Annotated in this window: 8 protein-coding genes; 7 read left to right on the forward strand and 1 reads right to left on the reverse strand. The window is 72.5% G+C overall.

Annotated elements, in window-relative coordinates; genetic code table 11:
• The first annotated feature begins 657 nt into the window (after positions 1 to 657).
• Both G401_RS0135255 and G401_RS0135260 read left to right on the forward strand, forming a co-directional pair.
• On the forward strand, positions 658 to 2133 hold the full coding sequence (locus tag G401_RS0135255) for an FAD-dependent monooxygenase (RefSeq protein WP_169734289.1): 1476 nt from the start codon (positions 658 to 660) through the stop codon (positions 2131 to 2133).
• 45 nt (positions 2134 to 2178) lie between these two features.
• Positions 2179 to 2964 (forward strand): class I SAM-dependent methyltransferase, encoded by a 786-nt coding sequence (locus tag G401_RS0135260; protein WP_027346189.1) that lies wholly within the window; start codon positions 2179 to 2181, stop codon positions 2962 to 2964.
• Positions 2965 to 2977: 13 nt separating this feature from the next.
• On the opposite strand, the gene G401_RS0135265 is transcribed toward G401_RS0135260, so the two are convergent.
• Positions 2978 to 3961, reverse strand: a complete 984-nt coding sequence (locus G401_RS0135265) for an Acg family FMN-binding oxidoreductase (protein WP_245601982.1) — start codon at positions 3959 to 3961, stop codon at positions 2978 to 2980.
• 138 nt (positions 3962 to 4099) lie between these two features.
• On the opposite strand from G401_RS0135265, the gene G401_RS50650 reads away from it, so the two are divergent.
• The 5 genes from G401_RS50650 (at position 4100) to G401_RS0135290 (ending at position 12152) form a co-directional block, all read left to right on the forward strand.
• The gene (locus tag G401_RS50650; protein WP_157546703.1) at positions 4100 to 4756 is read left to right on the forward strand and encodes a hypothetical protein; all 657 of its coding nucleotides are present in this window, start codon (positions 4100 to 4102) and stop codon (positions 4754 to 4756) included.
• Positions 4757 to 4761: 5 nt separating this feature from the next.
• Positions 4762 to 6318: a Y-family DNA polymerase gene (locus G401_RS50655; RefSeq protein ID WP_051367649.1), complete on the forward strand. Its 1557-nt coding sequence runs from the start codon at positions 4762 to 4764 to the stop codon at positions 6316 to 6318.
• Between the two features lie 9 nt (positions 6319 to 6327).
• Positions 6328 to 9735 carry an error-prone DNA polymerase gene (locus tag G401_RS0135280; RefSeq protein WP_027346191.1) on the forward strand — a complete coding sequence of 1136 codons (3408 nt, stop codon included), beginning with the start codon at positions 6328 to 6330 and terminating at the stop codon, positions 9733 to 9735.
• 301 nt (positions 9736 to 10036) lie between these two features.
• Positions 10037 to 11320, forward strand: coding sequence for a chymotrypsin family serine protease (locus G401_RS0135285; RefSeq protein ID WP_027346192.1), 1284 nt, complete (start codon positions 10037 to 10039; stop codon positions 11318 to 11320).
• A gap of 85 nt (positions 11321 to 11405) precedes the next feature.
• The gene (locus G401_RS0135290; protein WP_027346193.1) at positions 11406 to 12152 is read left to right on the forward strand and encodes a PASTA domain-containing protein; all 747 of its coding nucleotides are present in this window, start codon (positions 11406 to 11408) and stop codon (positions 12150 to 12152) included.
• The last annotated feature ends 24 nt before the right edge of the window (positions 12153 to 12176 follow it).

The raw sequence follows: 12176 nt of genomic DNA on the forward strand, positions 1-12176 counted from the left end.
AGGGCTGCCGTCGCGCGCAGCGATCCCCATGAGACTCCGGTTTGCACTCTCCCCTGAGCGGTATTGCCGGATAACAGTCCAGCTCGTCGTGTGCCCCACCTCCGCGGGGTACTCGGCGGGCTGGACTGTTTGCGGGTGGGGTCTTGGGGGCTTTGGGGTCTTGGGGTCTTTGGTGGTTGGGGTCTTTGGTGGTGGCGGGGAAGGTTGCTGCTGGTGCGGTCGGCGCTCCGGACCCCTTATGCACCGCCCGTCAGCTTCAGAGATCCTCGACTTCGTCGCGGATCTTGTGCGCTGCCGGGCGGCGCGGGTCCGGGCTTCTCCCTTACGCGGCGGGGGTGTCCTTGTGGGCGGTGGTACAGGGCCACCTGGGGGGTTGAGGTGGGTGGTTGCGGTAGGTCCGGGGGGTTGCCGGGAGTGGTTGCGGTAGGTCTGGGGGGTTGCTGGGAGTGGTTGCGGTAGGTCCGGGGGGGGTGCCGGGAGTGGTTGCGGTTCGTCCCGGGGGTGGCGGGAGTGGTTGCGGTACGTCCCTGTTTGCTGTGGTGGTAACGACCGGGGAAGTGGGGTGGGGGTGTCGGACTGGCGTCATCGGGAGGTTGCCGGGAGTTTGCCGTGGCACCATCGAGGACGCTGGGAATGGTTGCTGGACGGGGGATCCGTATGCGGGTCGCGGTTGCGGGCGGGGGGATCGCCGGGCTGGCCTGCGCGTTGGGGCTGGCCCGAGCGGGACATGAGATCGTGGTGGTGGAACGCGACCCCGCGGGGGCGCTGGACGATCCGCGGGGGGCGTTCTCCTGGGAACGGGCGGGGGTGCCGCAGTTCCAGCAGCCGCACGTCCTGGTCTCGCTGGCCTGTCGCGAGCTGCGCGTACACGCCCCCGACGTGTACGCCTGCCTGCTCGAAGCGGGAGCCACGGAGATCCTCGGCAGCCATCCGGACGCCGTGGCCGATCCCGACCTGCGGGCGCTGTGCGTACGCCGGCCGGTGCTCGAATGGGCGCTGCGCAGGGCATTGGCGGACGAGGAGTCGGTGACCGTCCGCCACGGCGACACGGTACGCAATCTCGCGTACGACGACGGTTCGGCGCCCGGCGTGAACGTGTGGGGGCTGATCACCGACGCCGGACTCGTGACCGGCGACGTCGTCGTGGACGCGCTGGGGCGTACGTCGCCGATGCCGGGGCTGCTGGCGGACCTGGCGCGGGCGTACGGGGCGGTGCCGGGAGAGGTGCTCGTGCCGCGCTTCACCGGCCGGGCGGCGTACGAGGTGGCGCGCGGGATCCCCTGCGGGATGGCGTATTACAGCCGGTACTACCGCCTGCGGCCGGCGAACCCGGCGCGACCGGGACACCATTTCGTGGCGGCCGCCGCCGACTTCGGGTACGCGTCCGGCGTCCTGTTCTGGGCGGAGAAGGAAGCCGGGGAACAGCTGGTCGGCCTGGTGATCAGCGTACCGGCCGGTGATCAGGAGCTGAAGGCGCTGCGCGACGAGGACTTCTACGACCGGGTGGTCGCAGCGACTCCGGCGCTCGCCCGGGTGATCGGCCCCGGCCTCGCCGACCCGGTCACCCCGGTACGCCCGATGGGCGGCCTGCGGGCGTCGTGGCGCCGGCCGGTCACCGACGACGGCCGGCTCACCGCCCGCAACGTGTTCACCGTCGGGGATGCCTTGTGCCACACCAATCCCGCGTACGGGTGGGGGGCGTCGCTGGCCCTGTCGCAGGCGTTCACGCTGCCGGCGGTGCTGGCCGGGCACGACGGGGACGTGGTCGCCGCCCAAGGCGCGTACGCCCGGCGGACCGGACCGCTGGTCGAGGACCGCTTCGGTTCCGGCGTGGCGCTCGACCGGGGGATCGAACGGATCTGGGCGGGCGAGGAGGTGGACGTTCTCGCGTACACGATGGAACCCGATCTTTTCCGGATGCGCGGCCTGAGCGCCGCCGCGCAGGCCGCCCCGCTCGCGCATCAGCGGCAGGGCCGGTGGGCCGGGTGCCTGGACCCGGCCGCGGCGATCGACGCCGACGAGCCCTTCCGGACCGACGCGGCGGCCGCGGCCCGGGTGGTCCGCGGCCGCCCGCGACCGGAGTCCGAGCGGCCGCCGGCGCGCGACGACCTGCTGGCACTGGTCCCCTCCTGACAAACCGCTCGTGGGCGGGGGTGCGGGCGGTTACAGTCGGCGTTCGTGGAAGCAGCCTTCGACCCCGCCGCCCATAACCGGGCCGCCTGGGACGCGTACGTCGAGCAGGGCAACGAATGGTCCCGCCCGGTCACCCCGGAGCAGGTCGAGCGGGCCCGCCAGGGCGACTGGTCGGTGGTGCTGATCGGGTACGAGCCGGTGGACCGGTCCTGGTTCCCGGCCGACCTGACCGGCGTGGAGGTGCTGTGCCTCGCCTCCGGCGGCGGGCAGCAGGGGCCGATCCTGGCCGCCGCGGGCGCCCGGGTCACGGTGTTCGACAACTCGCCGAAACAGCTGGCGCAGGACGAGTCCGTGGCCGTACGCGACAGCCTGGAACTGCGTACGCGGCTGGGCGACATGCGGGACCTCGGCGAGTTCGAGGACGCGTCGTTCGACCTCGTCTTCCATCCCGTGTCGAACCTGTTCGTGCCGGACGTGACCCCGGTCTGGCGGGAGTGCTTCCGGGTCCTGCGGCCGGGCGGGACGCTGCTGGCCGGCTTCCTCAACCCGGACGTGTACCTGTTCGACCACGAGGCACTCGACCAGCGGGGCGAGTTCGTGGTCGCGCACAGACTGCCGTACAGCGACGTCACCCACTACACACCGGAGGAGCGGGCCCGCAAGTTCGGAGCGGACGCGCCGGTGGAGTACAGCCACACGCTCGGTACGCAGATCGGCGGGCAGCTCGCGGCCGGGTTCGTCCTGACGGGATTCGCCGAGGCGCCGCATCACGCCGACAAGACCGCCGAGTACATGCCCGGGTATTTCGCCACCCGCGCCCGCAAACCGTAGACCGTAGACCGGATCAGGCCACTGTGATGGTCTGGGTGGCGGGTAGGCGCGGTGTGCGTCCGGGGTTGGCCGAGTCCGGGTCGGCCACGCCGATCCGCAGGACGATGTGGGCGTACCCGAGGCCGGCCAGCATCTGACGCATCAGCGCCCGGGTCGCGTCGATCTCGACGACCTGGCTGAACGGGAGCACCGCGAGGCCGAGGTCGGTGGCGGTCAGCCAGACGGCGGAGAGGGCCTGGCCGGCGTTCAGCCAGGCGAGCGGGTCGTCGCCGGCGCTGAAGAGGACCACGAAGGCGGCGTGCTTGTCGTGCTCCTCGCCGACCTCCAGGGTGCCGGGGCCGCCGAAGTCCCGCTCGCCGACGTCGGTCTGCGGGCGGCTGCCGGGGATCACGTCGGCGGGCAGGCCGGTGCCGGGCGGCCGGTCGGGGCCGCGCCAGTACGCCGTCTCGGCCCGCAGCGCCTCGTCCCCGGCGGCGATGTCCTCGGCCCGGGAGACGGCCACGACCAGGTCGGTCAGCTGGTCGGCGGTGAACTTGTGCAGGTCGACGCCCTGCCCGGTGGCGGCCTGGCGCAGCGCCTCGATCTGGTCCCGGGTGGGGGGCGTCTCGCTGGTGGGGCGGCGGTCGGTGTGCCGCCGGTCCATCGCCTGGACCAGCCGCATCGCCTCGGGCGTGACGGGAATCGGGTCGTTCAGGGTCAGCCGGGCGAGGTGGTCGCGTTCTTCGGGGTCGGGGAGCAGTTCGACCACGTCGGCGTACCCCTGGGCGGCCAGGGCGGCCCGGGCGTGGTGCAGGGCCGTGCCGCAGCTGATGAGCAGCATCCGGTCGTCGGGATCGGTGATCGGCAGGGTACGCGTCCGGTCGACGTGCAGGTCCATCGTGTCGCCGCTGACGTGCCAGCGCCACGGTTGGGTGTTGTGGATGGACGGGGCGCGCCCGGCGGCCTCGGCGGCTTCGACGAGAACGGCGGCGGGCAGCCGTTCGGTGTGAGTGCTCACCGTCCTGAGTCTTCCATCCGAAACGGAGGCACACACCGGCAACTCGGAGATCCACTTGCCGGGTTTGAGGGGTATGCGGCAGAAGTTCGCGCAGGTCACGGTTGCTTTGATGACTCAATAGAACTAGTGTTCCAATTCATGCAGCCGGCGGCCCTTTCCGACCTCGTCCGGCGGGCCAGCGACCTCGGCCCGGCCGCCGCCGGGCTGGGCACCGACCGGTTGCTGCCGGTCGCCTCCCAGCTGCGGGATCTGTTGCCCGGCTACGGTTTGCGCCGCGGGAGCACGGTCGCGGTGGCCCCCGGCGCCCCGGGTACCACGTCCCTCCTGCTCGCCCTGCTCGCCGAGGCGTCCCGGGCCGGCTCCTGGTGCGCGGTGGTCGGCGTACCGGCGCTGGGGCTGCTCGCCGCGTCCGAACTCGGCATCGCCCTCGACCGGTTCGCCGTCGTCCCCCATCCCGGTCCTGAGTGGCCGGCCGTCGCCGCCACCCTGCTCGACGGCTTCGACCTGGTGGTGGTCTCCGTCAAAGACATCGCCGCGAGCGTGTGCGCCCAGCTCGCCGCCCGGGCACGGCAGCGCGGCAGCGTCCTGGTGCCCTTCGGGTCCGGCTGGGACGGTGCCGAGGTCACCCTGAGCGTCACCGAGAGCCGCTGGTACGGCGTGGGCGAGGGGTCCCGCCGCCGGATCACCGTCGCCGCCCGCGGCCGCGGCGCCGCCGCCCGCCCGCGCCGCGGCCAGGTCTGGCTGCCCGGCCCGCCGGTCGAGGAAGAAACCCAGCGCCTGCGGGTCGTGCGGTGAGGACCATGCTCGTCTGGTGTCCCGACTGGCCCGTGATCGCCGCCGGCATCGTCGACGGCGCGCCGGCCGCCGGCCCGGTCGCGGTCGTCGGCGACAACCGGGTGATCGCCTGCTCGCCCTCGGCCCGAGCCGCCGGTGTACGCCGGAACCTGCGCAAGCGGGACGCTCAGGCCCGCTGTCCGGAGCTGGTCGTCGTGCCGGACGATCCCGCCCGCGACGCCCGTGCGTTCGAGCCCGTCGTGGCGGCCGTCGAGGAGGTCGTCGCCGGGGTCGCCGTGGTACGCCCCGGGGTGTGCGCGTTCACCGCCCGGGGACCGGCCCGCTACTTCGGCACCGAGGAGGCGGCCGCGGAACGGGTGGTCGAGCAGATCGCCGTCGAGTGCGCGGTGGAGGCGCAGATCGGGGTGGCCGACGGCACGTTCGCCGCCCTGCTGGCCGCCCGGCTCGGCCGGCACGTCCCGGCTGGGCGTACGGCCGCCTTCCTGGCCGAGCTGCCCGTGTCCGCTCTGGAACGCCCGGCCCTGGTCGGCCTGCTCGATCGGCTGGGCGTGCGTACGCTGGGCGCCTTCGCCGCCTTGAACCCCGCGGACGTGCTGGCGAGGTTCGGCCTGGACGGGGCGCTCGCCCACCGCCTCGCGGCCGGGAAGGACGACCGGCCGCTGGCGGTCCGCAGCCCGCCGCCCGACCTGGAGGTGGAGGAGCGGCCGGAGGAGCCGATCGAGCGGGTCGACGTGGCCGCGTTCGCGGCGCGGGCGCTGGCCGAGCGGCTGCACGAGAAGCTGGCCGCCTACGGCCTGGCGTGTACGCGGCTCGCCATCACCGCCGTCACCGCCGACGGCCGGGAACTGCACCGCGAATGGCGCCACGACGGCATCCTCACCGCGACCGCCATCGCCGACCGCACCCGCTGGCAACTCGACGGCTGGCTGTCTACACGTGTGTACGGCAGCCGTGATCGCCGGCGGCTTGCCGTCGGCGAGGAATCGCAGCTGTCGAACAAGAATAAACCCGCGGGTGGGATCGTCCTGTTGCGACTCGCGCCGGAGGGCGTCCTCGCGCAGGTCGGGTTGCAGCCGGGGCTGTGGGGCGAGGCGGGCGCCGAGCGCGACCGGGCCCACCGCGCGATGCACCGGGTCCAGGGCCTTCTGGGTCCGGAAGCGGTCCTGCGCGGCGTCCTCGGCGGCGGGGCCGATCCGGCGCGCCGGGCGACTCTCGTCCCCTGGGGTGAGGAGTACGTCCCGGCCAGCCCCGACGGCCCTTGGCCGGACCGGCTGCTCTCGCCGTTCCCGGTGCTGCTGCCGGCCCCGGTGGCCGTCGAGGTGACCGATCTGGCCGGCGTACCGGTGGCGGTCAGCGGGCGGCTGGCGCTCTCGGGGATCCCCGCGCTGGTGTCGGGCGTGCCGATCCTCGCCTGGACTGGTCCGTTCCCCCTGGACGAACGCTGGTGGGACGTACGCCGCGGCCGGGCCCGGGTCCGCTTCCAGGTCGTCCTCGGCGACGGCCGCCAGCTGCTCCTCGAGCACCACCGCGCGACCTGGTCCGCCGTAGCGGACTTCGACTAGGAGCGGTTCATGAGCTGGAGCGGCGGTTCGCATCTCACCTGGGCGCAGCTGCGCGGGGCGATGGACGGCCAGGTCGTCGACCCGCTTTCCGCAGACCGTAGGCTCGACGGAGGTCGCCAGTATCGCCTGACAGCGGATGGCGGGGACGGGCCCGGGTTCTCCCGGCACCGGCCCGAGTTCGAGGCCGACGAGCGCATCGAGCGCGGCCACAGCCTCGTCCCGTACGCCGAACTCCACTGCCACAGCAGCTTCTCGTTCCTCGACGGCGCGTCGAGTCCGGAGGAACTGGTCGAGGAGGCGTACCGGCTGGGGTTGGAGGCGCTGGCGCTGACCGATCACGACAACCTCTCCGGCGTGGTCCGGTTCGCCGAGGCGGCCCGCAACCGCGCCTTGAAGACCGTGTTCGGGGCGGAACTCGGCCTCACCGGGGCCGAGCGTGCGGGGCCGCCGGATCCGGACGGCGTACACCTGCTGGTGCTCGCCCGCGGTCAGACCGGGTACGCCGCCCTGTCCCGCCAGATCGCGCGGGCGTACCTGCGGGGCGGGGAGAAGGGCCGGCGGGTCTACGACTACGGGGATCTCGTGGAAGACCTGCGGGACAAGGCCGTCGTCCTGACCGGCTGCCGCAAGGGGACGGTCGCGCGGGGGCTGCGGGAGAGCCCGGAAGCCGCCCGGCGGGCCCTCGATCAGCTGGTCGACGACTTCGGCCGGGAGAACGTCCTCGTCGAGCTGATCGACCAGGCGAACCCGGCCGACCGCAACCGCAACGAGTCCCTGGCCGCGCTCGCCGAACGGGCCGGCCTGGCCACCGTGGCCACCGGCAACGTGCACTTCCACGCGCCCGCGCGGCGTCGGCTCGCCTCGGTCGTCGCCGCCGTACGCGCCCGCAGCAGCCTTGACGTCATGGAGCCGTACCTGCACACACCCGCGGCGTACCTGCGCTCGGGGGACGAGATGGCGGCGCGGTTCGCGGCCCATCCCGGCGCGGTCGAACGGGCCGCCGCGATCGGCCGGGAACTCGCGTTCGACCTGCGGCTGCTCGCCCCGAAGCTGCCCCCGTTCACGGCCACCGAGCCGCCCTACGACGAGCCCCCGTACGCTGGCCTGACCGAGCCGGAACTGTTGCGGCGCTTGGCGTACGAGGGGGCCGCGCAGCGGTACGGGCCGCGTCGGTCCAATCCGGACCAGTATGAGCGGATCGACCGGGAGCTGGGGATCATCGAGGATCTCGGCTTCCCCGGCTACTTCCTCGTGGTCTGGGACATCGTCCGGTTCTGCCGGCAGGCGGGGATCTACTGCCAGGGCCGGGGTTCCGCGGCGAACTCGGCCGTCTGCTACGCGCTGCGGATCACCAACGTGGACCCGCTCGGCGACGAGTGGGGCGCCGGCCTGATCTTCGAGCGGTTCCTCGCGCCCGAGCGGGACGGGCCGCCCGACATCGACGTGGACATCGAATCCGACCGCCGCGAGGAGGTGATCCAGTACGTCTACCGCAAGCACGGGCGGGAGCACGCGGCCCAGGTGGCGAACGTGATCTCCTACCGCCCCCGGTCCGCCGTACGCGACGTCGCCCGCGCCTTCGGCTACTCCGCCGGGCAACAGGACGCCTGGTCCAAGCAGATCGACCGGTGGTCCAGCGTGAAGGACTCCGAGGCCGACGGCATCCCCGAGCACGTCCTGCGGTACGCCGAGGAGCTGATGAACGCGCCCCGCCACCTCGGCATCCACTCCGGCGGCATGGTCATCTGCGACCGGCCGATCATCGACGTCTGTCCCGTCGAGTGGGCGCGCATGCCCGGGCGTACCGTCCTGCAGTGGGACAAGGACGACTGCGCCGCGATCGACCTGGTCAAGTTCGACCTGCTCGGCCTCGGCATGCTCTCCGCCCTGCGCTACGCCTTCCAGTTCCTCGGCCAGGAGCTGGAGCTGGGCGATCTCAAACCCTACGACCCCGAGGTGTACGCGATGCTGTGCGAGGCCGACAGCGTCGGGGTGTTCCAGGTGGAGAGCCGGGCGCAGATGTCGACCCTGCCGCGGCTGCGCCCGGAGAAGTTCTACGACCTCGTCGTGGAGGTGGCGCTGATCCGGCCCGGGCCGATCCAGGGCGGCTCGGTGCATCCGTTCATCCGCCGCAAGAACGGCCACGAACCGGTGCACATCCCGCATCCGCTGATGGCCAACGCCCTGGGGCGGACGCTGGGCGTACCGCTGTTCCAGGAGCAGATGATGCAGCTGGCCGTGGACGTCGCCGACTTCACCCCGGCCGAGGCCGACCAACTGCGCCGGGCGATGGGCGCCAAGCGTTCGGCCGACAAGATGGAACGCCTGCGCCGGCGGCTGTTCGAGGGCATGGCCGCCAACGGGATCCCGCCGGACATCGCCGAGGACGTGTACGCGAAGCTCGCCGCGTTCGCCAACTACGGCTTCCCGGAGAGCCACGCGATCAGCTTCGCGTTCCTGGTCTACGCCAGCGCCTGGCTGAAGCGGTACCACCCGGCCGCGTTCCTCGCCGCGCTGCTGGGCGCCCAGCCGATGGGCTTCTACTCGCCGCAGTCCCTGGTGGACGACGCCCGCCGGCACGGGGTGACCGTGCTGCGGCCGGACATCAACGCCAGCGGGGTCAAGGCGACGCTCGAATACCCGCCCGGCTACCGGTCCGGCAGCCTGCCCGGTGAACCGCCGTCCCAGTGGGGCATCGACGGTCCCGTCGTCCGGCTGGGCCTGGACTCCGTGCGTACGCTCGGCGAAGAGGTCGCGGAGCGGATCGTGGCCGCCCGGTCGGCCGGTGATTTCACGGGGCTCACCGACGCCGCCCGGCGGGCCGGTCTGCGTACTGCCCATCTGGAAGCACTGGCCACGGCGGACGCCTTCGCGAGCCTCGGCCTCACCCGCCGCGAAGCGCTGTGGTCGGCGGGGGCCGCGGCGACGGACACGCCCGACCGGCTGCCGGGCACGGCGGTGGGGGTGCACGCGCCGGCACTGCCCGGGATGGACGACACGGACCGGCTGGTGGCGGACGTGTGGGCGACCGGGCTCTCGCCGGACAGCCACCCGATCAAGCTGGTCCGGGAGATCCTGACCGCGCAGGGCGCACTGCCAGTGGCACATCTGTCCACAGTGGCCAACGGCGACCGGGTACGCGTCGGCGGCCTCGTCACCCACCGCCAGCGGCCGGCGACGGCGGGGGGCATCACGTTCCTCAGCCTGGAGGACGAGACGGGCACGCTCAACGTCGTGTGCTCGCCGGGGCTGTGGAAGCGCTACCGCAAAGTGGCACTGTCCTGCCCGGCGCTGATCATCCGGGGGCGGCTGGAGACGGTGTCGCCGGAGGGGACGAAAGGGGTGGTGAACCTGGTCGCGGACCAGCTCGCGCCGCTGCCGGTCGCGGTACGCCCGGTCTCCCGCGACTTCCGGTGATGCATTCCCAGTGAAGGGTTTTCTGTCACGCTGCCCCGTGAAGGATTCCCGGTGACACGGTGAACCGACACCCGCCACCCGAACGGCGCGTCTTTGATCGACGCATGGAGATGTCCATACCAATAAATCAGTGATCCCCTTCCCCGATAACCGGCCTGCCGTTACTCTCAGCGATTGTTCTGCAACTGTTCGGCTATGTGCCTTGCCACGGCTGCCACTATGCGCCTACGGTCGCCAGGCGGCGTGCAAGTTGCACGGACGATGTGGACAGTTCGGCGACGAGTCCTGTGCGGAGGATGCGATGACTGTGGGCGTACGCGAGAAGAAGAGGGCCGGCGCGTTGCTGGCCCTGGTGCTGCTGAGCACGTTCGCCGTCGGGACCGCCCAGGCCGCCCCGCCCGCGGCGGACTGCACGGTCGCGGGCGCTGCCGCCGGCACGGCCGCCTCGTTGAAGGCGAGCGGGGGCGTGCCGGACTCCGACGGGCTCTATCCGTTCCAGAAGTGGCTCGTGGACCCGGCGACGCAGTCGAAGAACCGCTCGACGCAGGCCGCGACCGAGTCGGCGCTGAAGATCAAGGGCAGCTCCGATCGCGACCGGCTCGCCGGCGGTCTCGTCGGGTACGCGGCCGACGAGAACGCCCAGTCGATCGTGACCGTGGTGACCGCGGACTACGCCGACCCGGCCGGGCTGGCGAGCAGCACCGGGGCCCGGGTCCAGCGGGGCTGCTTCACGGCCGCGCAGCTGAGCCAGGCGCGGGACGTGCTGCTGGGGCGGGCGTGGCATCCGGACGCGGCCAAGGCGTCCTTCAGCGGCGGGCTCGATCCGGCGGACTCCCGGTACCACGTCACGGTCGACGCCGCCTACCCGCAGGTCGCCGACGCCCTCGTCCAGGCCCTCGGCGACCGGGTGGTGGTCGAGCTGGGCGCGGTCGGGCGTACCGGGCGGTTGAACGATGGCGAACCGCACTACGGCGGCGCCGGCATCCGCAAGGGCTACAACGCGAACACCGCGTCCAACACCTGCACGAGCGGCTTCGTGGTGTCCAAGGGCGGCAAGCGCGGTGTGAGCACCGCGGCGCACTGCTTCGCCAACGGCGACTCGGTCTACTCGTCCACCCAGTTCGCCGGGGTCGGCACGGACCGGCCGGCCGACCTGTCCGCCTGGGACCTGATGTGGGTGTCCAGCACGTCGGAGACCTACGACAACGTCATCCACGTGGAGCCGTGCTCGCCGTGTACGCGTACCGTCGTCGGGACGCGGATGGTCGCGCAGAACGACGTCGTCTGCGTCAGCGGCATGGTGTCGGGCGCGCTGTGCAGCATCGTGGTCACCAGTGTCGGCACATTCCTCTGCGACTCCGCCGGATGCACGTCGGGCCTGATCAGCGGTACGCGCAACGGCGACACCATCGTCCGGGCGGGCGACTCCGGCGGGCCGGTGTACGAGCGGACGGGTACCGCGAGTGCCATCGCGCTCGGTAGCATCGTCGGCGGCTCGGGCGGTCGGAGCACCACCGGCACGAGGATCCTGATGGAACCCGTCTCGGCCTTCGCCGGCCTCGGCCTGAGCATCCTGACCTCCTGAGCATCCTGACCTGCTGAGCATCCTGGCCTCCTGAATGCAGGCCCTCCACCGCCATCGACGGGGTACTTCGGAAGGATCGGCGCACATGCATCGGATCCGCCTCGGGGCCGCCGGCCTCGCGCTCGGCTGCCTGCTGCTGAGCGGCTGCAACACGCGTACGGCGGCCGCGGCCGACTCGGCGCCGGCCCCGGAGGCGTCCGCGACGGGGGCCGCCGCGGCCGGGGTCGTCGTGCCCGACGTGAGCGGCCTCGACCGGCAGGGCGCGCAGCTCCGGCTGGACGGCGCGCACCTGACCTATGTGGTCCGGTACGCGCCGGAAGTGCTGACCGGCAAGGGAACCGTCATCCTCACCGTGCCGAAGGCGGGTGCCACGATGGCCGCCGGGGACGTCGTGATCGTCGTGGTGGCGGGCGCGTACGACCACAAGAGCACGAATCCCGATCCGGCCGTCGCCGCCCTGTCGGAGCTGGCCTCGGCCCGGGAGGACGTGTTCCTCGGCGTGGTGGCGCCGGCGCACAAGGGAGACCCGATCGTCGTCGCGCTGAACCCCGGCGTGAACCCCGTCGACTGGTCCGACCGCCTCGACGCCGCCGCCCGCGGTGGCGCGTACACGGTCCGCCGCTGCGATCACGGCATCGGGGAGTTGAAGTCGCTGGCCACGAAGCTGTCGCCGATCCCGCCCGACGTGCTGCCCGACGTCGCGAACCTGACCTACTCCGGTGAGATCGATCCGGCGTCCTGCTCGCTGCGCCTGACCGGGAACTTCTCGGCGGCCGACAAGCAGGCCCTGCTCGACCACTACGGTCCGGCGATCACCGTCGGCCAGGGCTGACGGCCGTCCGGCGGCAGGCGTAGC

This window comes from Hamadaea tsunoensis DSM 44101 (genome assembly GCF_000428945.1).
GTDB lineage: Bacteria > Actinomycetota > Actinomycetes > Mycobacteriales > Micromonosporaceae > Hamadaea > Hamadaea tsunoensis.

Coding starts and splice junctions, on each gene's coding strand:
- G401_RS0135255 (WP_169734289.1), top strand. CDS start 658: ATGCGGGTCGCGGTTGCGGGCGGGGGGATCGCCGGGCTGGCCTGCGCG.
- G401_RS50650 (WP_157546703.1), top strand. CDS start 4,100: ATGCAGCCGGCGGCCCTTTCCGACCTCGTCCGGCGGGCCAGCGACCTC.
- G401_RS50655 (WP_051367649.1), top strand. CDS start 4,762: ATGCTCGTCTGGTGTCCCGACTGGCCCGTGATCGCCGCCGGCATCGTC.
- G401_RS0135280 (WP_027346191.1), top strand. CDS start 6,328: ATGAGCTGGAGCGGCGGTTCGCATCTCACCTGGGCGCAGCTGCGCGGG.
- G401_RS0135285 (WP_027346192.1), top strand. CDS start 10,037: ATGACTGTGGGCGTACGCGAGAAGAAGAGGGCCGGCGCGTTGCTGGCC.
- G401_RS0135290 (WP_027346193.1), top strand. CDS start 11,406: ATGCATCGGATCCGCCTCGGGGCCGCCGGCCTCGCGCTCGGCTGCCTG.